This window comes from Streptomyces sp. CNS606 (assembly GCF_000426325.1).
Genome location: NZ_KE384522.1, coordinates 227,602 through 250,650 on the forward strand (window position 1 = coordinate 227,602; position 23,049 = coordinate 250,650).

Below are 23,049 nucleotides of genomic sequence, written 5' to 3' on the forward strand. Positions count from 1 at the left end.
CCCCGCCGCGAGCCGGACCTGCTCCCGGGTGTTGGCGTCGTCGCTGTAGACCAGCACCGTGGCGGTCGGCTGCATCGTTCCTCCGCGAAGGGGTCGGTGAGACGGGCCGGGAAGCCGTACGTGATCGCGGTCCCGGTGAGCCGGATGCTACTCCCTCGAAGGGCCCGCCGACACCGCTTCGTGCCCTCTTCCGGGGGCCTTCCCGGGGGCCGTCTGCGCAGTCCACGGGCGCCGGACACACCGAACGGCACCCCCGGAAGTGAACCCGGGATAAGCGACCGACATAATGACGGGCGTGGCGACAGCAACAGCAGTAGAAACCGGGCACGCACACCCGTCGGTCAACCGGCCGAACCTCACCAGCGTCGGAACGATCATCTGGCTGAGTTCCGAGTTGATGTTCTTCGCGGCACTGTTCGCGATGTACTTCACGCTGCGGTCGGTGACGGGTGCCGAGTACTGGAGGGAGAGCGCCGAGGCACTGAATCTTCCCTTCTCCGCGACGAACACCACGATCCTGGTGCTCTCCTCGCTCACCTGTCAGCTCGGCGTGTTCGCCGCCGAGCGCGGTGACGTGAAGAAGCTCCGAGGCTGGTTCATCATCACCTTCCTCATGGGCGCGGTCTTCATCGGCGGTCAGATCTACGAGTACACGGAGCTGGTCATGCACGAGGGCCTCTCGCTCTCGTCCGACCCCTACGGCTCCGTCTTCTACCTGACCACCGGCTTCCACGGACTGCACGTGACGGGCGGCCTCATCGCGTTCCTGTTCGTCCTGGGGCGGACGTACGCGGCCAGGAGGTTCACCCACCACCAGGCCACTGCGGCCATCGTCGTGTCCTATTACTGGCACTTCGTCGATGTCGTCTGGATCGGCCTCTTCGCCACGATCTACCTGATCAAGTGAGCCGGGCCGCGCGGCCCGACCACGCGCAGACACAGCCAGAAGCATCGACGCAGAAGATCCTGACACCGGGGTAATCCGTGAAAAAGCTCTCCGCACGACGGCGCCATCCGCTGGCGGCGCTCGTCGTCCTACTCTTCGCGCTGGCGGCCACCGGGGGGCTGTACGCCACGTTCGCGCCGGCCGACGAGGCGAAGGCCGACACGAAGGCCGGCCAGTCCCTCGCCATCAAGGAGGGCCGCAAGCTCTACCTGGTGGGCTGCTCCAGCTGCCACGGCAAGGGCGGCCAGGGCACCAGCGACGGTCCGAGCCTGGTGGGCGTCGGCGCCGCCGCGGTGGACTTCCAGGTCGGCACCGGCCGGATGCCGCTCCAGCAGCCCGGCCCGCAGGGCGTCGAGAAGCCCAAGGTCTACTCGCAGGCCGAGATCGACCAGCTGGCGGCGTACGTGGCCTCCCTGGGCCCGGGCCCGAGCGTCCCGACCGAGGAGCAGTACAACCCGGAGGGCGCGGACATCGCCAACGGCGGTGAGCTCTTCCGTACGAACTGCGCGCAGTGCCACAACTTCACCGGTGAGGGTGGCGCCCTCTCCGAGGGCAAGTTCGCCCCCGACCTCGGCGGCGTCGAGCCGAAGTACATCTACGAGGCCATGCAGAGCGGTCCGCAGGCCATGCCCTCCTTCCCCGACACGGTGCTGACGGAGTCCGACAAGAAGGACATCGTCGCGTACCTCGAGGAAGTCAACAGCGACGAGGCGGAGACCCCCGGCGGCGTCAAGCTCGGCGGTCTCGGCCCGGTGGCCGAGGGCCTGTTCGCCTGGGTGTTCGGGCTCGGGGCGATGATCGCCCTGGCCATCTGGGTCGCGGCCCGGACAGCGAAGGCCAAGAAGTCATGAGCAGCGAGACTGGATCCCACGACAACGTGTCAGACCACGACCCGAACGAGAATCTGCCCGAGCGGCGGGACGAGGCCCACGAGGCCGAGAAGGACCCCGGGCACGGCGCCGAGGCGGCCCTCGCGGAGGACCCCTTCCGTGACCCCGGGCTGCCGCCCCACGAGCACCGCATCCAGGACGTCGACGAGCGGGCCGCCAAGCGGTCCGAGCGCACCGTCGCGCTGTACTTCGTCATCTCGATGCTCGCCACGGTCGGCTTCATCGCCTCCTACGTCGCGTTCCCGATCGAGCAGATCGTCTACATCTGGCCGCTCGGGCACATCAGCGCCCTGAACTTCGCCCTCGGCATGACCCTGGGCGTCGCGCTGCTCGGCATCGGCATCGGCGCGGTCCACTGGGCCCGCACCCTGATGTCGGACGTGGAGCTCGCCGACGAGCGTCACCCGGTCGAGGCGGAGCCCGAGCTGAAGCGCAAGGTGCTGGCGGACTTCCGCCAGGGCGCCCAGGAGTCGGCGCTCGGCCGCCGCAAGCTGGTGCGCAACACCATGTTCGGTGCGCTGGCGCTCCTCCCGCTGTCCAGCGTCGTCCTGCTGCGCGACCTCGGTCCGCTGCCGGAGGACAAGCTGCGGCACACCTTCTGGGAGAAGGGCCTGATGCTCATCAACGAGAACACCGGTGAGCCGCTCAAGCCCGAGGACGTCCCGGTCGGCTCGCTGGCCTTCGCCCGGCCTGAGGGGCTGGAGCCCGAGGACCACGAGTTCAACACCGAGATCGCCAAGGCCGCCCTCATGCTGGTGCGCATCCAGCCCGAGGACATCAAGGACAAAAAGGCCCTTGACTGGAGCCACGAGGGCGTGCTGGCCTACTCGAAGATCTGCACCCACGTCGGTTGCCCGGTCAGCCTGTACGAGCAGCAGACGCACCACGTGCTGTGCCCCTGCCACCAGTCGACGTTCGACCTCTCCGACGGTGCGCGGGTGCTCTTCGGTCCGGCCGGCCACGCGCTGCCGCAGCTGAGGATCAGCGTCAATGACGAAGGGTTCCTGCAGGCGGAAGGCGACTTCGCCGAACCCGTCGGCCCGTCCTTCTGGGAGCGCGGAGCATGAGTACTTCAACGACGAAGAAGAAGGCACCCGCCGGCGAGCGGGTGGCCGACTGGGCCGACGGCCGTCTGGGCATCTACAGCCTGGCCAAGGCCAACATGCGCAAGATCTTCCCGGACCACCCGTCCTTCATGCTGGGTGAGGTCGCGCTCTACAGCTTCATCATCATCATCCTGACGGGTGTCTTCCTGACGCTCTTCTTCGTGCCCAGCATGGCCGAGGTCGAGTACCACGGCACCTACGTGCCGATGCACGGCATCCGGATGACCGAGGCGTACGCCTCGACCCTGGAGATCAGCTTCGACGTCCGCGGCGGTCTGCTCATCCGGCAGATCCACCACTGGGCCGCGCTGATCTTCCTCGCCGCGATGCTCGTGCACATGATGCGGGTGTTCTTCACCGGCGCCTTCCGCAAGCCGCGCGAGGTCAACTGGCTGTTCGGCTTCCTGCTGCTGGTGCTCGGCATGTTCACCGGCTTCACCGGCTACTCCCTCCCGGACGACCTGCTGTCCGGCACGGGCGTCCGGTTCATGGAGGGCGCGATCCTGTCCGTGCCGGTCGTCGGCACGTACCTGTCGATGTTCCTCTTCGGCGGCGAGTTCCCCGGCCACGACATCATTCCGCGGTTCTTCGCGGCGCACGTCCTGCTGCTGCCCGGCATCATGCTGGGTCTGCTGGTGGCGCACCTGATCCTGGTCTTCTACCACAAGCACACGCAGTTCGCGGGCCCCGGACGCACCAACAAGAACGTGGTCGGCATGCCCCTGCTGCCGGTCTACATGGCCAAGGCGGGCGGCTTCTTCTTCCTCGTCTTCGGCGTCATCGCGGTCCTCTCGGCGACGTTCCAGATCAACCCGATCTGGGTGCTCGGGCCGTACCGGCCGGACCAGGTGTCCACCAACGCGCAGCCCGACTGGTACATGGGCTTCTCGGAGGGCCTGATCCGGTTCATGCCGGGCTGGGAGGTCGACTTCGCGGGCCACACGCTGGTACTCGGCGTGTTCATCCCGCTGGTGATCTTCCCGCTTGTCCTGGCGGCGATCGCGGTCTACCCGTTCATCGAGGCCTGGGTCACGGGCGACAAGCGCGAGCACCACATCGCGGACCGCCCGCGCAACGCCCCGACCCGTACGGCGTTCGGCGTCGCGTGGATCACCCTCTACATGGTCCTGCTGATCGGCGGCGGCAACGACCTCGTCGCCACGCACTTCCACCTCTCGATCAACGCGATCACCTGGTTCGTCCGGATCATGTTCTTCGCGGGGCCGGTGCTGGCGTTCATCATCACCAAGCGGATCTGTCTGGGCCTGCAGCGCGCGGACAAGGAGAAGGTGCTGCACGGGCGCGAGTCCGGCATCATCAAGCGCCTGCCGCACGGCGAGTTCATCGAGGTCCACGAGCCGCTCAGCCAGGAGCAGCTGCACACCCTCACCGCGCACGACCAGCCCGAGCCGCTCGAGATCGGTCCCGAGACCGACGAGAACGGCGTCAAGCGGAAGGTCGGCCCCGGCACCCGGATGCGCGCCAAGCTCTCCAAGAGCTACTTCGGCCCGGAGAGCGGCCAGATTCCGAAGCCGACCGCCGAGGAGTACCGGGAGATCACCAGCGGCCACGGCCACCACTGATCGCCCCGCCGCCGACCGGACCGCTCCGGCGGCGTGCACCACACCGTGGGCCCCGGCCCTTCCCCCGAGGAAGGGCCGGGGCCCACGGGCGTTGTCCGGGTGTTTCCCCGGCTCACGATGCGGGCGTTGCGCCGGGCCCGCCGCCCGCGCCGATAGGGTGAGCGGCGTGCGACGGTACGCGTGCCGCCGCCCCTTCCCGACGGGCCGGCGGCCGTCCGCCGCCGGCCCCTGCCCACGGTCCGCCGGTGCCCCGGCCGGGCCGACGAACCCAGGAGCGTGCAGCATGAACACCGTTCCCGACGTCGGCTCTCCCACCGGAGGCGACCTCACCTGGCCGGACGTGCTGAGCGCCCTGCTGGCCGGCGAGGACCTCTCCGCGGACGCGTCCGCGTGGGCGATGGACCGCATCATGCGCGGCGAGGCGACGGACGCCCAGATCGCCGGGTTCGCGGTCGCCCTGCGGGCCAAGGGCGAGACGGTGGACGAGGTGTCCGGCCTGGTGCGCACCATGTACGCGCATGCCAACGTCATCGACGTGCCCGGCCCGACCGTGGACATCGTCGGCACCGGCGGCGACCGGGCGAAGACGGTCAACATCTCGACCATGTCGGCGATCGTGGTCGCCGGCACCGGGGCGAAGGTCGTCAAGCACGGCAACCGTGCCGCGTCCTCCGCCAGCGGCGCCTCCGACGTGCTGGAGAAGCTGGGCGTCAACCTGGAGCTGACCCCCCGCCGCGTCGCGGAGGTCGCCGCGGAGGCCGGCATCACCTTCTGCTTCGCCGTGAAGTTCCACCCCGCGCTGCGGCACGTCGCCGCCGCACGACGCGAGCTGGGCATCCCCACCTCGTTCAACTTCCTCGGCCCGCTCACCAACCCGGCACGGGTGCGGGCGCAGGCCACCGGCGTCGCGGACGCCCGGATGGCGCCGATCCTCGCCGGCGTGCTCGCCGAACGCGGCTCCTCCGCGCTGGTGTTCCGCGGCGACGACGGCCTGGACGAGCTGACCACCACCAGCACCTCCACGGTGTGGATCGTGCGCGACGGCACCGTCCGGCGGGAGAGCTTCGACCCGCGGACCGTGGGCCTCGAGATGGTGCCCGTGGAGGCGCTGCGCGGCGCCGACGCCGCGTACAACGCGGACGTGGCGCGGCGCCTGCTGGAGGGCGAGCAGGGACCGGTCCGGGACGCCGTGCTGCTCAACTCGGCGGCGGCGCTGACCGCGCTGGAACCGACGGACCAGCCGCTCGCCGAGCAGCTCGCGGCGGGCATCGCGCGCGCGGCGGAGTCCCTGGACTCCGGCGCCGCCAAGTCCGCCCTCGACCGCTGGGTCGCCGCCTCCCACGCGTAGCGCTCGCGGGGCGCGGCGCCGCCCCTTCCGACGGCCCCCGGCGCCGCTCGCGGCGGCGGGGGCCGTCGGCGCGACCCGCCGCGGGCGTGTGGCATACTGCCGTCCAGGTCACGAGTGACAGCGACGAAGGCCCCGGCCCGCTGTCCGGCAACCCTCCTTCCGTGGCGGGGTGCCCCGGGTGATGACCAGGTCGCGGACACGCAAGGTCCGCGGCAAGCGCGGATCCCTCTACACACAGCCAGGGGTCCTGGTCATGAGGGAGTGCTCTGCACATGTCCGTCTCCGCCCCTGCCCCCGCCGCTCCTCGCACCGTTGCGGCGACCCCCCTTCCCGTCCTCGGCGACGACGTCCTCGTGCCCGTCGCCGACGGCACCGAGGTCACCTACGCGGCGCTCGACCAGGCGGCCAGCGCCCCCGTGCTGCGCCGCGTGTGGGACGACGTCGCCGCCTACCTGCCCTACTACGGCAGCGTCCACCGCGGCTCCGGCCACCTGTCGCAGCTGTCCACCGACCTGTACGAGCGCAGCCGTGCGACCGTCGCCGCGTTCCTCGGCTGCCGTGCCGACGACCAGGTCGTCTTCACCCGCGGCACCACCGACTCGCTGAACCTGCTCGCGGCGGTGGTCCCGGACGGCACGCGGGTGTTCGTCTTCGAGAGCGAGCACCATGCCGCGCTGCTGCCGTGGCGCCGCTGTGAGACGACCGTGCTGGACACGCCGCGCAGTCCGCAGCAGGCGGTGTCCGTGCTCGAAGCGGCGCTGCACGGCGGCCCGGACGGGCCGAAGCTGGTCTGCGTGACCGGTGCGTCCAACGTCACCGGGGAGATCTGGCCGGTCCGCGAGCTGGCCCGGGTGGCGCATCGGCACGGCGCGCGGGTGGTCCTCGACGCGGCGCAGCTCGCCCCGCACCACCCGGTGGACGTGGCGGGGCTCGACGTGGACTGGGTCGCCTTCTCCGGCCACAAGCTGTACGCCCCGTTCGGTGCGGGCGTGCTGGCCGGGCGGTCCGACTGGTTCGACGCGGCCGAGCCCTACCTGGCCGGCGGCGGCGCCAGTCGCCGGGTCGCCCGCGAGCCGGACGGCGGCCTCGACGTCGCGTGGCGCACCGGCACCGCCCGCCACGAGGCGGGCTCCCCGAACGTGGTGGGTGCTTACGCGGTGGCGTCCGCGTGCCGCGCGCTGGCGGAGGCCGGGCTGGAGGGGCTGGTGCGACGTGAACGTGCCCTGCTGGAGGTCCTGCTGGACGGGCTGGCCCAGGTGCCGGAGGTCCGGGTGCTGTCGCTCTTCGGCCGTGGCGAAGACGGCGGGCAAGGCCGTGGCGAGGGCGGCCGTGCCGCCGGACGGGTCGGCGTGGTGTCGTTCGTCGTGGACGGCTGGGACGGCACGGAGTTCGCGGACGCGCTGTCGGCGGAGTACGGGATCGGGGTGCGCAGCGGACTGTTCTGCGCGCATCCGCTGCTGCGGAACCTGCTGGGGCGGCGGCACGACGAGGACGGCGACTGCGGTGCGCCCTCGGAAGGGGCGCTCAACGCGGTGCGCGTCAGCTTCGGGGCGGGAACGCCGGACGAGCACGTCGAGCGTTTCGTCCGCGCGGTCCGCACCCTTGCGCGCCGCCGCAGCTGAGGCCCGCTTCTCCCGGGCGGAGCCGGCCGGTGACGGACGGGGGCGCCCGTAGGCCGGCGCCCCCAGGGGCTACGCGTCGAGGCCGATGGCGAACGCGGCCTCGAGGTCGTGCTGGGAGTAGGTGCGGAACGCGATGTGCGTCTCGGTCGACAGCACTCCGGGCACCTTGCTGATGTGCCCGGGGATCACGTCGGCCAGGTCGTCGTGCCGCGCCACCCGCACCATCGCGATCAGGTCGTGCGCCCCGGTTACCGAGTACACCTCGCTCACACTCTCGATGGCGGCGATCTGCTCGGCGATCTCGGGGATGCGGTCGGTGCTGGTCTTGATCAGCACGATCGAGGTGATCACGGTGAGATCCCTTCGTCGGGGGCGGCGGCCGGGCGGCCGGGTGCGTCCGCCGTGCGGAAGCGTCGCCAGGCGTAGAGGAAGCCGAGCATGAAGCCTACGACGTGGGCCAGGTAGGCGACGCCGGGACCGTCCGTGTCGTGGCGCGCGGCCAGCCACTGGAGGGCCAGCCAGAACACCAGCACCAGCCAGGCGGGGAAGCGCAGCGGCAGGAACCACAGGAAGGGGAACACGCTGGTCACCCGTGCCCGGGGGAGCAGGTAGAGAAAGGCGCCCAGCACACCGGAGATCGCCCCCGACGCGCCGACCAGGGTCTCGTCGGAGTCGTGGTGCGCGGCGGCGTAGCAGAGCATCGCCGCGTAGCCGACGGCCAGGTAGCAGAGGGTGAAGCGGATCGCGCCCGTCCGTCGCTCGACGCTCTCGCCGAAGACGAACAGGAAGAGCAGGTTGCTCAGCAGGTGCAGCCACCCGCCGTGCACGAAGAGCGAGGTCAGCGGGGTGAGGAGCGGGCGCGCCGCGCCGCTCCACAACTCGGTGGGGACGACGCCCCAGCGCCGGTAGTAGGAGGCCTGCTCCCGGTACAGGGCGCCCTCACCGCCGGTGCCGAGCCCGGCTGCCGGGCCCAGCAGGAAGACCGCGGCGCAGAGGCCGATGAGGGTGTACGTCGCCACGGGGTGACCGCGCACCGAGCGGGTAGGAGGGCGGGTACCGGTGGCGGACATGCAGCGGATGATGACGGGTCGGCCACGGCGGGGTCCGCCCGACACGCGCTGCGGGCCCGAGGTCGTAAGGTGACCGGCAGTACACCCGTGGAGACGATGGGGTCCCCGGACGGCCGGCACCGAAGGAGTGTGGACGACATCATGGCGGTTCCCCAGCCCACGAGGACGACACGCTGGCGCTGCGCGCTGTGCGGCAATCTGACCCGGTTCGACGTGACCCGTTCCAGCACGGTGGTCGAGTTCGTCCATCTGGACCTGGCGGGCGAGCCGACCGTCGAGGAGCGGGACGTACGCAGTGAGAGCATCGAGTCGGTCCGCTGCCGCTGGTGCGACGCGGTGGACCGGATCGAGTTGGTGGACCGGCCCGGCGCGGAGGCGAAGGAGGCACCGGAGGCTTCGGGATCCTCGGGAGCCCCGGGTGCCTCGGGAGCACAGGCCTGAGACGGCGCGGCGGTCGGAGGAACCTGGGCAGGTGTGAGCGGTGGAGCAACACAGCGACGGTGAGCGCGACGACGCACGCGTGCCGCCGGACGAGTCGCTCGACCGCCCGCTGCCCGACAGGGTGCGGCGCCGGGTCGTCGCGCTGACCGGCGAGGCCATCGGCGACCTGACCGTGGCGGAGCTGCCGGGGCCGCTGCGCCAGTACGCCCGGTTCACGCCGCAGCGCCGCGCGAAGTTCGGCGGCAACGCCATGGCGGCGGCGCTGGAGAGCGATCCGGTGTTCCGACGGCGTGTCGCCGTACGGCTCCGCGACCTGGTCACCGAACTGGCGGAGGCGGTGGAGGCCGGCCGCGCGCCGGCCGCCGCCGACCCGGTGGACGTGGCGGCGCTCGCCTACGTGCTGCGCCCGCCGGGCTGGGTGAAGCAGGTGACGGCGGCCGGTGAGGAGGCGCAGCGCGCCCAGGCCGAACAGGCGGGGGAGGAGACGCAGCGGGAACTCGCGCGGCTGCGCAAGGAACTGTCCGAGGCCCGCGCCGCGCAGCGCGCCGAGTCCGAACGGGCCCGCGGGGAGGGCGAGGCGGCCCGCAAGGACCTGGAGGCGGTGCAGCGGAAGCTGCGCAGCGCGCAGAGCGACGTGAAGCGGGGCGAGGCGGCCCTGCGGAAGCTGCGGGCCGAGAGGGACGAGCAGCGGGCCGCCCACGCGGCGGAGAAGGCGGCTACCGACGGCGAGGTGCGCCGGCTCAAGGCGCGGCTCGCGGAGACCGAGTCGGCGCTCGAAGCCGGCCGCCGCGCCGCCCGTGAGGGGCGCAGCGTGGAGGACATGCGGGTCCGGCTGCTGCTGGACACCGTGCTCGACGCGGCCCAGGGCCTGCGGCGCGAACTCGCGCTGCCCCCGGCGGAACTGCGCCCGGCGGACACCGTGGACGCGGTGCAGCCCGGCCGGATGAGCCCCAAGGACGTCGCGGCCCGGGCGCTGTCGGAGAGCGACCCGGCGTTGCTGGACCAGTTGCTGTCGCTGCCGCAGGCGCATCTCGTCGTCGACGGCTACAACGTCACCAAGACCGGCTATCCGACGATGCCGCTGGAGAAGCAGCGGCTGCGGCTCCTCGGCGGGCTCGCGGTGCTCGCCGCGCAGACCGGCGCGGAGATGACCTGCGTCTTCGACGGGGCCGAACTGGCCGCGCCGGTGCTGCTGGCGCCCCCGCGCGGGGTGCGGGTGCTGTTCAGCAAGCCGGGCGAGACCGCGGACGAGCTGATCCGCCGACTGGTGCGGGCCGAACCGCCGGGCCGCGCCGTGGTCGTGGTCTCCTCCGACCGCGAGGTGGCCGACGGCTGCGCCGCCGCGGGTGCCCGGCCGGTGTCCTCCGCGCTGCTGCTGCGCCGCCTCGGCCGTACCTGACCGCACCCGGCGTACACATGGGGGCAGTTGTCCCCGGTGCGCCCGATGGGACGGTTGTGCCCGGTTGCCCCGTATTGCTCCTACGGGCTGTCAAGTGGCGGTCGCTGCGCGTGTGATGAGAGTAAAGAATCCTGTGATCCGCACGGCAATTTCTCTGAGGGATTTGATCCGATCAGATGGGCGTGGCTAATCTCTGGGCTCGAACCACCGCGAAACCGATCACTCATCCGGGGTGACAGCGGAGGTACCGCCTCGTCCCACGAGCCGCCGCCCAAGCGGGGAGTGGGGCCGGAAAGACCGACCGGCAGGCGGCTGAGGAAGAAGGAGCTCGCCCCAGTGGCGTCCCACCGTCGTCCCAAGCAGCCCAGTCGCACCCGTGTCACCGTCATGACGGCGACCGCTGCCGCAGCCGTGGCCCTCACCTCCCAGAGCGCGCAGGCGGCGCCCTCCAAGCCCTCCCTCGACGAGGTCAAGGCGAAGGTCGACAAGCTCTACGAAGAAGCCGAGGGCGCGACCGAGAAGTACAACGGCGCCAAGGAGAAGCAGGAGAAGCTCAACAAGGACATCTCCAACCTCCAGGACTCGGTGGCGCGCGGCCAGGGCGAGCTGAACGACCTGCGCGACGGCCTCGGTTCGATGGCGACCGCGCAGTACCGCAACGGCGGTGTCGACCCCTCGATCCAGCTCTTCCTCTCGTCCGACCCGGACGACTACCTGGACAAGGCCTCCACCCTCGACCAGCTCAGCACCAAGCAGAGCGAGGCGCTGGACAAGATCCAGGGCAAGCAGCGCACCCTCGAGCAGAAGCGCGAGGAGGCCCGCACCAAGCTGGACGACCTCTCCGAGACCCGCAAGGAACTCGGCAGCAAGAAGAAGAAGATCCAGGGCAAGCTCTCCGACGCCCGGGACCTGCTCAACACCCTCACCGCCGAGCAGCGCGCCGAGATGCAGGCCGACGAGGCGCGCGCCAACCGCGCCGCCTCCGACCGCGTCGACCTCGGCAGCGGCGTCCCCGCCTCGCAGCGCGCGTCCGCCGCGCTGAGCGCCGCCCAGGGCAAGATCGGCTCGCCGTACGTCTGGGGCGCCACCGGCCCCAGCTCCTTCGACTGCTCCGGGCTCACCTCGTGGGCCTACGCGCAGGCCGGCGTCTCGCTGCCGCGCACCTCGCAGTCCCAGGCGAGCGCCGGCGCCCAGATCGGCCGCAGCGCGCTCCAGCCCGGCGACCTGGTGCTGTTCTACGGCGACCTGCACCACATCGGCCTGTACGCCGGCAACGGCCAGATCCTGCACGCCCCCAAGCCGGGTGCCAACGTGCGCTACGAGTCGATCAACAACATGCCGTTCATGTACGGCGTCCGCGTCGGCTGACGCAGCCCCGCCTTCCCCTTCACGCACGACGAACCACCCGTCCTTCGTACGGGTGGTTCGTCGTGCGTGAGGCTGACGCCTTCCCGTCCGCCGCCGCCACGGTGACCTGCACCGTCGTCCGTGCGGCACGCCACGGCCGCCGCCTCCTCCGGCCCGGCGCGTGGACCCTCCGTGTCGGCGCCGCTACATTCTGCCGGGCAAGCGGGCCTACGCCCAGCCCAGCGGAAGGAGCGCGACCCGTGGTCTCGCACCGGTCACCCCGTCACCCCGGCACGGCCCTCACCGGCCGGCCCGCCGTCCGCGTCGCCGCCCTCACGGCGGCGGCAGGCGCCGTCGCCGCGCTCACCACGGCCCCGGTCGGGGCCGACCCGGGCAGCGGCGCGCCGCAGGACGTGGCAGCCCGCGTGGACCGCCTCCACACCCAGGCGGAACGCTCCACGGAGAAGTACAACGCCGCGTCCGAGGACGTCGACGACCTCCGTGACCGCATCGCGAACGTGCAGGACCAGGCCGCCCGCAAGCAGTCGGTCGTCAACCGGCTGCGCGACGACCTCGGCGCGCTGGCCGGAGCCCAGTACCGCAACGGCGGGGTCGACCCCTCCGTCGCCCTGCTGCTCTCCGCCGCCCCGGACGACTTCCTCGACAAGGCCGCCACCCTCGACCGCATCGGCGCCCGCAACGCCGACCGGCTGCGGCAACTGCGCGAGGCCCAGCGGGTCCTCGACCAGTACCGCGCCGAAGCGGGACGCGACCTGACCGAACTGGAGCGGCGCAGCGCCGCGTTGAAGCGCCACAAGAAGGCCGTCCAGCGAAGACTCGGCACCGCGCAGCGCCTGCTGGACCGGATGTCGCCGGCCGACCGCGCCGCCCACGACCGCGCCTCGCGCGGCACCGGCCGCGCCCCCGTCACCACCGGGGCCGCCTCCTCCGCCCGTGCCGCCGCAGCGGTGGCCGCCGCCCGCAGCGTCGTCGGCTCGCCCTACGGCTGGGGCCAGGCCGGGCCCGGTGCCTTCGACTGCTCCGGCCTCACCCAGTGGTCCTACGCCCGGGCCGGAGTGGCCCTGCCGCGCACCTCGCAGGGCCAGAGCGGCGCAGGGCGGCGCGTGCCGCTCTCCCAGGCGCGCCCCGGGGACCTCGTCATCTACCGGAGCGACGCCAGCCACGTCGCCATGTACGTCGGCGGCGGGCAGGTCGTGCACTCCCCGTACCCGGGCGCGCAGGTCCGCTACGACCCGGTCGGCATGATGCCGGTCTCCGCGGTCACCCGCCCCTGACGGGCCGCCCCCGACGGGCCGCACCTCACGCGCCGCCCCGAACGGTGCCGCCTCGCGTAGCATCCCCCCGTGCACCGCAGGAGACACGCGTCCGTACGGGCCGCCGTGTGCGCGCCGGTCGCCGCGCTGCTCCTCGGCGCGGCCGGCTGCACCGGTCCCGACCCTTCCGTCCGGGACACCGAGCAGGCCGTGCAGGCCCTCTTCGACCGGCAGGCCGCCGCCGTGCGCGACGCCGACACCTCCCGCTACCTCGCCGCCGTGGACCCCCGCTCCGGCGACTACCGTGCCGCGCAGCGCACCGTGGCAGCCAACCTCGCCCGCCTCCCGGTCGCCACCTGGACGTACCGGGTGCGGAGCGTCCGGACGCACCACGAGCGCGCGGACGCCGTGGTCGAACTGCGCTACCGGCTGGGGGACCGCGACCGCCCTCCCGTCGTCGAGAAGGAGACCTTCGCGCTCCGGCGCCACGACGGCCGCTGGTGGATCACCGGCGAACGACACGGCCGGGGACGGCAGTTGTGGGAGCAGGGCCGTCTCCGCGTGGTGCACGGCCAACACAGCCTGGTGCTGGGCACCGTGGACCACGGCACCCTGCGGCGCATCGCCGCCCGTGCCGACCGGGCCGTGCCCGCCGTCTCCGCCGCCTGGCCCGACCCCTGGTCCCGCCGCACCGTCGTCCTGGTGCCCGCCTCCGTCGACGGGATGGCCGAACTGCTCGACGGCGAACCCGCCACCTACGAGGGCATCGCCGCCGTCACCACCGGCCCGCGCGGAGGCGAACCGGGGGAGAGAGGACGCATCGTCGTCAACCGGCAGGCGTACGCGCTGCTGAGCGACCGCGGCCGGCAGGTCGTGCTCACCCACGAGACCGCGCACGTCGCGACCCGGGACCATACGGACGGCAGCACGCCCCTGTGGCTCTCCGAAGGGCTCGCCGACTGGGTCGGCTACCGCGGCACCGGGGCCGACCCGTCCGTCGCCGCGCCCACTCTGGCCGAAGCGGTACGGGCAGGCGACCTGCCCCGACGGCTGCCGCCGGACGCCGACTTCCGCTTCACCGGCGACCCGGACGCGCTCGCCCGGGCGTACGAGGGCAGCTGGCTGGCCTGCCGCATGATCGCCGACCGGTGGGGGGCCGGCCGGCTCGCCGCCTTCTACCGCGCCGTCGGCGCGGCCGAAGAGGGCCCGGCGCAGGCCGTGGACGGCGCCCTGCGGGAGGTACTGGCCGTGGACCGGGAGGCGTTCATCCGGATGTGGCACTCCGCTCTCCGAGCGGAGCTGGCCCGGTAGTCCGGCCCGCAGCGCCCCCGGCTCCCGTGCCGCCCGCCACCACGGGACGCGGGCCGTGCCGGGCCGGCACCCGCCCCTCGTACGCGGCCGCCGCCTCCGCACGCTCCGCCGCCCGTCGCGGCTCCGAGACCGTCGCCCGCCACAGCCGTACGCACGCCCACACCGTCGCCACCACCAGCAGGCCGTTGCGGACCGCCAGCAGCGTCACGCCCAGTCCCGTACTGCCGACCACCTCGCCGAAATACACCGGGAACTCCAGCAGCGTCACCCCCGTCGCGAGCACCACCAGCACGGCGGGCGGACCCATCCGGCTCGCCCGCAGGCAGCAGCACACCGCCGCCACCGCCACCAGCCACACCATGTACTGCGGGCTGATCACCCGGCTGGTCGTCACGAACAGCAGCACCGCGGCGAACGCCGCGTCCGCCGGGGTCGCCGCCGTCCACGCCCGGGCCCGGACCCGCCACAGCAGCAGCCAGCTCAGCGCCAGCGCGCTCGCCACCAGCGAGACGGTGCCGACCAGGCCCACGTACGGCCCGAGGAACTCCACCGAGCCGTAGCGCAGCAGGACCTGCCCCTCCCAGCCGAAGTGGCGCGCCACGTGGAAGACCAGCGCCCCCAGCGACTCCACCTCCACACCGCGGTCCCGCTGGTGGGTGAGGAAGTGGAACGCCCCCGGCATCTCCATGGCGAAGGCCAGCGCCAGCAGCGCCGCCGCGCCTGCCGCCACCGACCACGCCACCCGCGTGGGGCGCCCCCGCGGCGCGCCCACCAGCAGCAGCACGGGCCACACCTTCAGCAGCGCCCCGAGCGCCGCCAGCGCCCCGCCCACCGCGGGCCGGCGCAGCAGCGCCAGTAGGCCGGCCCCCGCCACCGCGGCCACCAGCACGTCGTACCGCGCGTACGCCGTGGGCCCCAGCAGGGGCAGCCCCACCGTCCAGCACCACGCACCGGCCTGCCGCCGGCCCGGGCCGCGGCCCGCCGCCAGCAGCGACGCGAACACCACGAGGTCGGCGACGCAGGCGACCACGAAGAACGCCGTGGTGTAGCCGAGGAAGGGGAGCAGCGCCGGCGAGGTCACCGCCAGGGCCGCCACCGGCGGGTACTGCCAGGTCACGTCCCCCTGCGGGAACGTTCCGCCGCGCAGCACCTCGTACCAGCCGTGGTAGATCACCGAGACGTCCGTGGTCACGTCCGGACCCGGCAGCGTGATCACTTTGAGGACGAGGAGCATCAGGACCGCTCGCGACGCGATCCAGACGGCCGTGACGGCGGCGGTGGACAGGCGCATGCCGCAGACAGTACCGCCGCGTCGGGCCGGGGGCCGCCCACGGCGCCGCCGGGCGGGCCTGGGCCACCCGGTACTGTCGGCGGCGATGGACACGACCGCCGCGCGCACCACGCTGATCGTCACCAACGACTTCCCGCCCCGGCCCGGCGGCATCCAGGCGTTCCTGCACAGCATGGCCCAGCGCCTCGACCCCGAGCGCGTCGTCGTCTACGCCTCCACCTGGAAACGCGGCCGGGAGGGCGCCGAAGCCACCGCCGCCTTCGACGCCGCACAGCCCTTCACCGTCGTCCGCGACCGCACGACCATGCTGCTGCCCACGCCGCGCGTCACCCGCCGGGCCGTCGGCCTGCTGCGCGAACACGGCTGCCGCTCCGTGTGGTTCGGCGCCGCCGCACCGCTCGGACTGATGGCGCCCGCCCTGCGCCGGGCCGGCGCGGAACGCATCGTGGCCACCACCCACGGGCACGAGGCCGGCTGGGCGCAGCTCCCGGTCGCCCGCCGCCTGCTCCGACGGATCGGCGACACCACCGACACGCTCACCTATCTGGGTGAATACACCCGCTCCCGGATCGCCCGCGCACTGAGCGACGAGGCAGCCGCCCGCATGGTGCAGCTGCCGCCCGGCGTCGACGAGAAGACCTTCCACCCCGACTCTGGCGGCGACGACGTACGCGAACGGCTCGGCCTCGCCGACCGTCCCGTCGTCGTGTGCGTCTCCCGCCTGGTGCCCCGCAAGGGGCAGGACACCCTGATCGCCGCGATGCCCCGGGTACTCGCGGCACAGCCGGACGCGGTGCTGCTCGTCGTGGGCGGCGGCCCCCACCGCGCCGAGCTGGAGAAGCAGGCCGCGCGGCTCGGCGTCCGCGCGTCCGTCCACTTCACCGGCGCCGTGCCGTGGGAGGACCTGCCCGCGCACTTCGGGGCCGGCGACGTCTTCGCCATGCCCTGCCGCACCCGGCGCGGCGGCCTCGACGTGGAGGGCCTGGGCATCGTCTACCTGGAGGCCTCCGCGACCGGGCTCCCCGTCGTCGCCGGCGACTCCGGCGGCGCGCCGGACGCCGTCCGGGACGGCGAGACCGGCTGGGTCGTCCGCGGCGGCTCCCCGGACGAGGCCGCGGACCGCCTCGTCACCCTCCTCGCCGACCCCGCGCTCCGCACCCGCATGGGCACGGCGGGCCGCGCCTGGGTCGAGTCCCACTGGCGCTGGGACCTCCTCGCCGACCACCTCCGCGCGCTGCTGTAGCGGTCGGAGCAGACGAGCCCGGGTTCGCCTGCTTCGATGATCGCGCACGCGGACCGGCCGCCCATGCCACGTGCCGCAGGAGGTGTCCCGTGGGGAACGGTCTCAGGGTTGAGCCGGCCGAGCCCCACACCCTCGACATCGACGTTTGGGGCGCGGACCAGACGGAAGAATCCTCTGTGGCAAGGCGAAATGCCCGCCCTGCGAGGGAAGATGCCATCCGAGGCAGCACAACGTGCGCATGAGACGGGGGACCATGCAGCTGTACATCTCCATGGCTCACGAAGGCGACGACGGGGAGCTGGACTCCCTGTACCGGTGGCTGAGCAACGATGTCGACCTCGTCTCCCGGGTGGAGCTGACCCGGGGCTCGGACGAGAACCGGCCCGGAGCCATGGGACCGGACCCGCTGACGATCTCGGCCGTCGTGTCAGCAGGGGCGGCAGCGCTCAGCTCTGCGGCGGCGCTCATCTCCGCCATCGCATCCTGGCGGAACACCCGGCCACTGGGCTCCGCGGAGGTCGCGGTGACCGCCGGCTCCGGGACGGAGCCGATCACCCTCTCCGACGAGGAGCGGCGGTCTCCTGAAGAGCTGAGCCGACAGATGGCCGGCGAGGCCAGGACACAGGATCCGACGTAGATGCGTCGGCTCGCCGACCCGGGCGCCTCCTGGGCAGTGATCGCGGGCGTGTCCCGCTACGACAACTTGGAGGACCTGCCTGCCGTCTCGAACAACGTGGCCGCGGTCAAGGCCGCGCTGACCCATCCGGCGGTCTGGGGCCTGCCGCCCGAGCGCATCGACGTGGTCGAGCCCAACAGGGTGCGCGACGACTTCATCGCGAAAGCCGGAACCGCCGCCAAGGAGAAGGCCACGGACACCCTGGTCGTCTACTACGCGGGGCACGGCCTGGCCGACAGCCAGTCGGACGAGCTGTACTTGGCACTGCCGGGAACCGAACAGGGCGAGGTCGACACCGCTTTACGCTACGAGTACCTCAACCGAAGGATCACCAGACCGAGTAACGCCGTGCGCCACGTCGTGGTGATCCTGGACTGCTGCTACAGCGGCAGGGCCGCGCGCCTCGGACGGATGTCAGCGGGTGAGGATCTGGCTGCTCTGGCCGCGCTTCCGGGGCACTGCGTTCTCACCGCGTCCGCCCCGACCAAGGCGGCGCAGGCCCCGCCCGGTGCCCCCTACACGGCCTTTACCCGCGTGCTGCTCGACCTCCTGCACAACGGCGTACCGGGTGGTGGCGAACTGCTCACCGTGCAAGCACTGCACCGTCACGCTCGCGTGCGGCTGAAGCAACAGGCACCCGATCTGGGCACCAGTGGGGTGATCGACGTGGTGTCCTTCGCGCGAAACACGGCGCACACAACCGTGCCCGAGGAGGACCAGCCGATGCCTGCCACGATGCCGGCTCCGGTTGCCGAGTCTGCGCTGCCGCCCGGAATGCCGACACTGGTCCGTGTCCGCCTGGAGAACATGCCGCTTCTCCCCCGATTCGAGCTGATCAGGGCGGGACAGCCGGAGACGAAGCAGGTCGCCAAGGCTCGTACGTCCCATGCGCTTGCGGACGACGAGGAGTTGATCGCTGTCTGGCCGTGGAAGCGGCGCATTCTTGCTCCTCCCTACAGCCTCGCCTTCACCAGCCTCGGAATCCGGATATCGACGGACACCAGTTCCCTCTTCGTGCGCTACGAGGACTTCCACTCCTACACGTTCACGTACGGGCACAGGGAAGCGAAGCGCTCGGAAGGGCCGTATGGCCCGGACCGCATGGTCGACGAATACAACGCGCAGGTGAAAGGCGCGGACGTGCAGTGGGAGGGGCCGTACGGCTTCAGCCCCGAGGGCATCATCGGCCTTGTCGACGCGCTGAAGGACATCCAGCGCCTGGCCGCGGGCGGGGCGCCGGACCGTACCGTCGAGAGGCGATGATCTCCTCCGCGCCCCACCGTAGCGCGCTCACAAGTGGCCCGCTGGCGACGGCCGTCCGCAGTCGGTTCAGACGAGGGGGCAGGTGAGGGGGAGGACGCGTTCGGTCAGCCGACCGGTCAGGTGGCTGTCGGTGAGAGCTGCGTCGGTGAGCCAGTCGGCCTGCGTCAACCGGTCGACCAGGTCCGCCAGTTCACCCTGCTCCACCGGGACCTGCTGGAGCAGGGACTCCAGAGGGAGGCCCTCGTCGCCGGCTCCGAGCAGCCCGTCGGCGTCGGTCCGGGTGGCCAGCGTCAGGGCGAGCAGCCGGACGGGCGCGGGTGCCTTGCGCTTGCGGAGCTTCTTGTCCGACACCACCCGCTGGCCCCAGCCGGAGAGCTTGGCACGGGCCTTCTTGCCGAAGGTGAAGGGGGCGGAGGCGTCTTCGCCGGGCACCAGGGAGGGCACCGTGACCGGTGTGGGGCTCTCCGGGCGGGACGCCAGCAGGTCGCTCGCCGTACTGGGAAGCCGCAGCCAGCCGCAGTCGGTCAACTGCTCGGCCAGGGCTTCCGGATCGTCGAGACCCAGCCCGGCGAGGTCCTGTCCGACGAGGTTGCCGGTGCCGGAGTGCGCCGTGCGCAGGGTCAGCATGAGCACCAGCAGCCGTGCCTGCGCGCCGGGCAGCGGAGTGTGACCCGCGACGTGAGCGAGGACGGCACGTGCCTGCTCCCACTGTCCCGGAGCCGTCAGCAGCCGGGCGACCGCCGGCTCGTCCTCCTCCGTGCGCTCCCCGTTCCGGTGCCGGTGCTGCATGCGAACGGTCGCCGCGGACTGCTCGGCCCGTTCCGCTTCCGCCCGCAAGTCCGGGTCGCCGGTGACCTGCGCCCAGGCGATGAAGGCGCGAGCCTTGCGCTCGTGCAGGTCGCCGAGCACAGCCAGGTCGGGCTCGGTACGCCGCTGGTAGCGGCGGAAGAGGTTCCCGAGTTCGATGAGTTCGTCGCGCAGGACGACGGGCCGCAGGTCGGGCGGGACGGATCGCTGGGCGATCTTCCCGCGTTGACGCCGCCGGGCCGGCGCCGGGCGCGGCGCGGGCACCTCCCGGGCCGCGCGCGCGGGCGGGCCACCGGCGTGCGTCCGGCCGTCGGAGAAGTGCGGAGTGCCGACGGCGGCGGCCGTCGGGCCTCCGGCGGCAGCCTGGTCGCCGATCACCGGGGCGGATCCGACGGCGGAGGTGGCGACGGCAGAGGTGGCGACGGTCCTCGCGCGGGGCAGCGCGGCCGCGCACCGCGTGCAGCACTCCAGGGCCTGCCACCAGCGGCCTCCCCGGTCGCTGACCACGGCCAGGACGACCGCTCCGCCGCACCGCCACGGCTCGGCGCGCCTCTGCCCCTCGGTGGGAGCGACGTGCGCCGCGCAGTCCTCGGCCCGGCACGCGCAGTACGCGTCGGCGCGCGGCGCCGGGGCGGCTTGCAGGTGCTCCCTGAGATGGGCGACCGCAGCCCCCCGCCCGGCCGCCGCGGACGGCAGCCCCTGGTCGGGACAGGCGGGCCGGCTGCAGGAGACGCGCACCGCCGTCGTGCCACGTCCGGCGGCGTCCAGGCGCACGGTCCACCTGCGCCCGAGCACCCGCTCGTCCTTCTCGCCCGCCGTGGCCTCGGCCATGCCGCTCTTCCCCGCTCTCCCTCGTCCGCATCTGTCCCGCAGCCCGGGTCGTCCACCACGAACGATCTTCCGGCCGTGCCCACCGTACGCACTGGCCGGCCCAAGGGCCCGTGAACTCCCGCCCGTTCACCCGTACCGGTCAATTCCGCTCCGTCCGGGCGTCCGGGGACGGTCCGTTCACGGCGTGTCCCCTTCCGGCGCGTAGTCGACGCGGATGCCGCAGGGGCGCAGGATCGCCCGTCCAGGACGAATTCGGGGAGATCGGGAAGGAGGGGCGTGAGCGCCGTGACTCCCGCCCCCGACGCGTGCGCGACGGGGCCCGGTCGTGTGGCGTGCACACGACCGGGCCCGGTGCCGGTGCTTCTCCGGGCCTGTCAGTCCGCCTGCCGGGCGGCAAGCCCGACGAACGCCGCCCACGCCTCGGGCGACAGGCTCAGCATGGGCCCGCCCACCCGCTTGGAGTCCCTGACATGCAAAGCGGCAGCCGTGGCGGCGACCTCGACGCACTCCCCGCCCTCGCCGCTGCTGTAACTGCTCCTGCGCCAGGCGGCGTCCGGCACGGTCAGCTTGCGCGCCTCGATGTTCATGTGTCTCCCAGCAGTTCGGTGACGAGAACCATCGACTCTCGTGGAGTCAGCGCCTGGGCCCGGAGGATTCCGTACTGCTCCTCGATCTCTCTGACCGCCGCTCGCTCCGTGTAGAGCCGACTGTCCTTCTGGACCTCAACGTATGCGATCCTGCGCCCGTCCCGGGTCTCGATCAAGGTGAAGGGGCCCGCCAGAGCAGCGTGCTCCTCCCGCTCGATCGGCATGACCTGGAGTTCGACGTTGCGTCGTTGCGCGCTGAGAAGCAGTTCCTCCAACTGTCCGCGCATGACCTGTCTGCCGCCGATGGGCCGCCGGAGCACCGCTTCCTCGATCACGAAGCTCAGCGTGGGCAACGCCTTGCGGCAGAAGATCTCCTGCCGTGCCATGCGGGCAGCCACGCGCTGCGCGACAGTGTCCTCGTCCAGCAGGGGGCGCCGCATCCCGAAGACCGCGCGGGCGTGCTCTTCGGTCTGCAGAAGTCCCGGGACGGCCTGAGCGGCGTACACGTGGAGTTCGACGGCCTCCGCCTCCAACCTCGCCGCATCGCGGAAGAAGCGGGGGTACTGCGCCTGGGCCAGCTCCTCCTTGAGGGCTTTGAGTACGCCTCCCGCGTCCAGGGCCTCGTCCACCTGGTCGACGAAGCGGGGGAGCGGGATGCGCCGTCCCTGTTCGAACGCCGCGATGGTCGAGGGCGCGTAACCGATCCGCGCGCCGAGGTCCGGGCGTTCCATTCCCGCCCGGATGCGCAAGAGCTTCAACTGCCTGCCGAACGCCGCGACGACGCCCGTGCCCGGGTCGTCCTCCGGGCGCTGTCCGTCGCTGTCCACCGTCGTCTGGCTCACCGTCCACCACCTCCCTCCGGCGAACGCGCGAGCGCATGCGTCGTCACGCCGCACGTCGCGTACAACCGCCCGCCCCACGCGTACAAGCCCTCGCCCCGCTGCCGCGACGTCCGAACGCGCAGGTCGCACGGGACCTGGATGTCCGGGGCCCGGTCGCACGGGACCGGACGCCGTTCACCGGGGCCCGGTGAGCCCGGAGCTCCTCCCAAGGACTCAACTGATGAAGGACTCCCCACCCGCCCGCCCTTCCTGGCGGAGTCACCCGTCAGGGTGAAACGTGCACACAGGGTGGCGAAACGGGGTTACTGTCGGCGGGAGACACCCACACAAATCGGCCCCCGGCCAGGATTGCAGTCCCGGACGCGAGGGCCTCACCACCAAGGAAGAATGCACCTTCCCCATGGCTACTGCGCAGCTTAACGCGCCGGTATCCGGCGCCATCCATGTCCGGACACGTCTGTCCGGGAACTTCACCATCCTGGCCAACCGCCTCGCCCAGCGGCCCGGCAGTGCCGTCACCGTAGGCGTCGCCCTCTACATCAACTCCATGCCCGACGGCACCCCCGTCACCATCGAAGCCCTCCAGAAGCACTTCACCGAGGGCGAGACCGTCATCGGCCGCGCCCTGCGCGAACTGGAGGCCGACGGCTGGCTGGAGCGCCGCGTCCTGCGCGGCCCGGGCGGACGCTTCGTCACCCGCACCTACATCTACACCCTCCCCGAACTCGCCCACCCCGAGGCGGCTCAGGCGACCCCGGCAGCCCCGCCGAAGACCGCACCACCCTGCGTGGATGCGGCAACCTCGTTGCCACATCCACGCACGAAGCCCCCGGAACCCGAACGGGCGCGCACCCCGGCCGCACCCCCGGCCGAGCCCACCCCGCCGGACCCGCGCCCCGAACCCGCCGGCGGCCCGGCCGACGGCCCCACCGCCCGCCCGGCCAGCCCCGAAGCCGTCGCGCTCCTCACCGCGCTCGGCACACGCGACCCCCGACTCACCCTCTCCCGCCGCGAGATCGCACGCCTCGCACCCGGCGTCGACACCTGGCTCGCCTCCGGAATCCGCCCCGCCCGCATCACCAGCACCCTCACCAGCGACCTCCCCGACAGCTTCCGCACCCGCCCGGCCGCCGTCCTCGCCTGGCGCCTCGCCGAACTCCAACCCGCACCCA

The 23,049-nt window shown here is 72.5% G+C and carries 21 protein-coding genes and 1 riboswitch; of the genes, 15 read left to right on the forward strand and 6 right to left on the reverse strand.

What is annotated here, in order from left to right:
- Window positions 1–286: 286 nt before the first annotated feature.
- The 6 genes from ctaE to K304_RS31335 all read left to right on the forward strand — a co-directional run bounded on the left by ctaE (window position 287) and on the right by K304_RS31335 (window position 7,495).
- Complete coding sequence (gene ctaE / locus K304_RS0125645) at window positions 287–907, forward strand: aa3-type cytochrome oxidase subunit III (RefSeq protein ID WP_027766043.1); 621 nt, start codon at window positions 287–289, stop codon at window positions 905–907.
- 77 nt (window positions 908–984) lie between these two features.
- Window positions 985–1,797 (forward strand): cytochrome bc1 complex diheme cytochrome c subunit, encoded by an 813-nt coding sequence (gene qcrC / locus K304_RS0125650; RefSeq protein ID WP_027766044.1) that lies wholly within the window; start codon window positions 985–987, stop codon window positions 1,795–1,797.
- A gap of 26 nt (window positions 1,798–1,823) precedes the next feature.
- Window positions 1,824–2,903 carry a cytochrome bc1 complex Rieske iron-sulfur subunit gene (gene qcrA / locus K304_RS0125655; protein ID WP_027766045.1) on the forward strand — a complete coding sequence of 360 codons (1,080 nt, stop codon included), beginning with the start codon at window positions 1,824–1,826 and terminating at the stop codon, window positions 2,901–2,903.
- Window positions 2,900–4,525, forward strand: a complete 1,626-nt coding sequence (gene qcrB, locus K304_RS0125660) for a cytochrome bc1 complex cytochrome b subunit (RefSeq protein ID WP_027766046.1) — start codon at window positions 2,900–2,902, stop codon at window positions 4,523–4,525. Before qcrA ends, qcrB begins: the two co-directional genes overlap by 4 nt.
- Before the next feature lie 283 nt (window positions 4,526–4,808).
- Window positions 4,809–5,873 carry an anthranilate phosphoribosyltransferase gene (trpD, locus tag K304_RS0125665; RefSeq protein WP_027766047.1) on the forward strand — a complete coding sequence of 355 codons (1,065 nt, stop codon included), beginning with the start codon at window positions 4,809–4,811 and terminating at the stop codon, window positions 5,871–5,873.
- A gap of 106 nt (window positions 5,874–5,979) precedes the next feature.
- Window positions 5,980–6,098, forward strand: a riboswitch (SAM riboswitch).
- 47 nt (window positions 6,099–6,145) lie between these two features.
- Window positions 6,146–7,495 (forward strand): aminotransferase class V-fold PLP-dependent enzyme, encoded by a 1,350-nt coding sequence (locus tag K304_RS31335; RefSeq protein ID WP_051308845.1) that lies wholly within the window; start codon window positions 6,146–6,148, stop codon window positions 7,493–7,495.
- 69 nt (window positions 7,496–7,564) lie between these two features.
- On the opposite strand, the gene K304_RS0125675 is transcribed toward K304_RS31335, so the two are convergent.
- Together K304_RS0125675 and K304_RS31340 are read right to left on the reverse strand one after the other, a co-directional pair.
- A complete protein-coding gene (locus tag K304_RS0125675) occupies window positions 7,565–7,846 on the reverse strand; it encodes an Lrp/AsnC family transcriptional regulator (protein ID WP_027766048.1) in 282 nt (93 codons plus the stop codon).
- Entirely contained in the window at window positions 7,843–8,565 is a 723-nt protein-coding gene (locus K304_RS31340; RefSeq protein WP_051308846.1) for a rhomboid family intramembrane serine protease, read from the reverse strand. The genes K304_RS0125675 and K304_RS31340 overlap by 4 nt, the downstream gene beginning before the upstream one ends.
- A 141-nt stretch (window positions 8,566–8,706) precedes the next feature.
- On the opposite strand from K304_RS31340, the gene K304_RS31345 reads away from it, so the two are divergent.
- From K304_RS31345 to K304_RS31350, 5 genes are all read left to right on the forward strand, one after another.
- Window positions 8,707–9,006 carry a hypothetical protein gene (locus K304_RS31345; protein WP_486591806.1) on the forward strand — a complete coding sequence of 100 codons (300 nt, stop codon included), beginning with the start codon at window positions 8,707–8,709 and terminating at the stop codon, window positions 9,004–9,006.
- 40 nt (window positions 9,007–9,046) lie between these two features.
- Window positions 9,047–10,405, forward strand: a complete 1,359-nt coding sequence (locus K304_RS0125690) for an NYN domain-containing protein (protein WP_027766049.1) — start codon at window positions 9,047–9,049, stop codon at window positions 10,403–10,405.
- A gap of 336 nt (window positions 10,406–10,741) precedes the next feature.
- The gene (locus tag K304_RS0125695) at window positions 10,742–11,773 is read left to right on the forward strand and encodes an NlpC/P60 family protein (RefSeq protein WP_027766050.1); all 1,032 of its coding nucleotides are present in this window, start codon (window positions 10,742–10,744) and stop codon (window positions 11,771–11,773) included.
- Window positions 11,774–12,012: 239 nt separating this feature from the next.
- A complete protein-coding gene (locus K304_RS0125700) occupies window positions 12,013–13,047 on the forward strand; it encodes a C40 family peptidase (RefSeq protein WP_027766051.1) in 1,035 nt (344 codons plus the stop codon).
- A 69-nt stretch (window positions 13,048–13,116) separates the two neighbouring features.
- Window positions 13,117–14,337, forward strand: a complete 1,221-nt coding sequence (locus K304_RS31350) for a hypothetical protein (protein WP_158687425.1) — start codon at window positions 13,117–13,119, stop codon at window positions 14,335–14,337.
- Here the strand turns inward: K304_RS31350 and K304_RS31355 are convergent.
- Complete coding sequence (locus K304_RS31355; RefSeq protein WP_078529731.1) at window positions 14,291–15,628, reverse strand: glycosyltransferase 87 family protein; 1,338 nt, start codon at window positions 15,626–15,628, stop codon at window positions 14,291–14,293. The genes K304_RS31350 and K304_RS31355 overlap by 47 nt on opposite strands.
- A gap of 85 nt (window positions 15,629–15,713) precedes the next feature.
- Between K304_RS31355 and K304_RS0125715 the strand changes: the two genes are divergently transcribed.
- From K304_RS0125715 to K304_RS31890, 3 genes are all read left to right on the forward strand, one after another.
- A complete protein-coding gene (locus tag K304_RS0125715; protein ID WP_027766052.1) occupies window positions 15,714–16,871 on the forward strand; it encodes a glycosyltransferase family 4 protein in 1,158 nt (385 codons plus the stop codon).
- A gap of 238 nt (window positions 16,872–17,109) precedes the next feature.
- Window positions 17,110–17,508 (forward strand): effector-associated constant component EACC1, encoded by a 399-nt coding sequence (locus K304_RS31360; protein ID WP_037792010.1) that lies wholly within the window; start codon window positions 17,110–17,112, stop codon window positions 17,506–17,508.
- Window positions 17,509–18,810, forward strand: a complete 1,302-nt coding sequence (locus tag K304_RS31890; protein ID WP_051308847.1) for a caspase family protein — start codon at window positions 17,509–17,511, stop codon at window positions 18,808–18,810.
- 66 nt (window positions 18,811–18,876) lie between these two features.
- On the opposite strand, the gene K304_RS0125730 is transcribed toward K304_RS31890, so the two are convergent.
- The 3 genes from K304_RS0125730 to K304_RS0125740 all read right to left on the reverse strand — a co-directional run bounded on the left by K304_RS0125730 (window position 18,877) and on the right by K304_RS0125740 (window position 21,877).
- Window positions 18,877–20,448, reverse strand: coding sequence for a hypothetical protein (locus K304_RS0125730; protein ID WP_027766053.1), 1,572 nt, complete (start codon window positions 20,446–20,448; stop codon window positions 18,877–18,879).
- A 374-nt stretch (window positions 20,449–20,822) separates the two neighbouring features.
- Window positions 20,823–21,035, reverse strand: a complete 213-nt coding sequence (locus K304_RS0125735; RefSeq protein ID WP_037792013.1) for a DUF397 domain-containing protein — start codon at window positions 21,033–21,035, stop codon at window positions 20,823–20,825.
- Window positions 21,032–21,877 (reverse strand): helix-turn-helix domain-containing protein, encoded by an 846-nt coding sequence (locus K304_RS0125740; RefSeq protein WP_037792018.1) that lies wholly within the window; start codon window positions 21,875–21,877, stop codon window positions 21,032–21,034. The genes K304_RS0125735 and K304_RS0125740 overlap by 4 nt, the downstream gene beginning before the upstream one ends.
- A 400-nt stretch (window positions 21,878–22,277) precedes the next feature.
- Here K304_RS0125740 and K304_RS31370 point away from each other — a divergent pair.
- On the forward strand, window positions 22,278–23,049 hold a 772-nt coding region (locus tag K304_RS31370), incomplete at its 3' end, for a hypothetical protein (protein WP_037792021.1).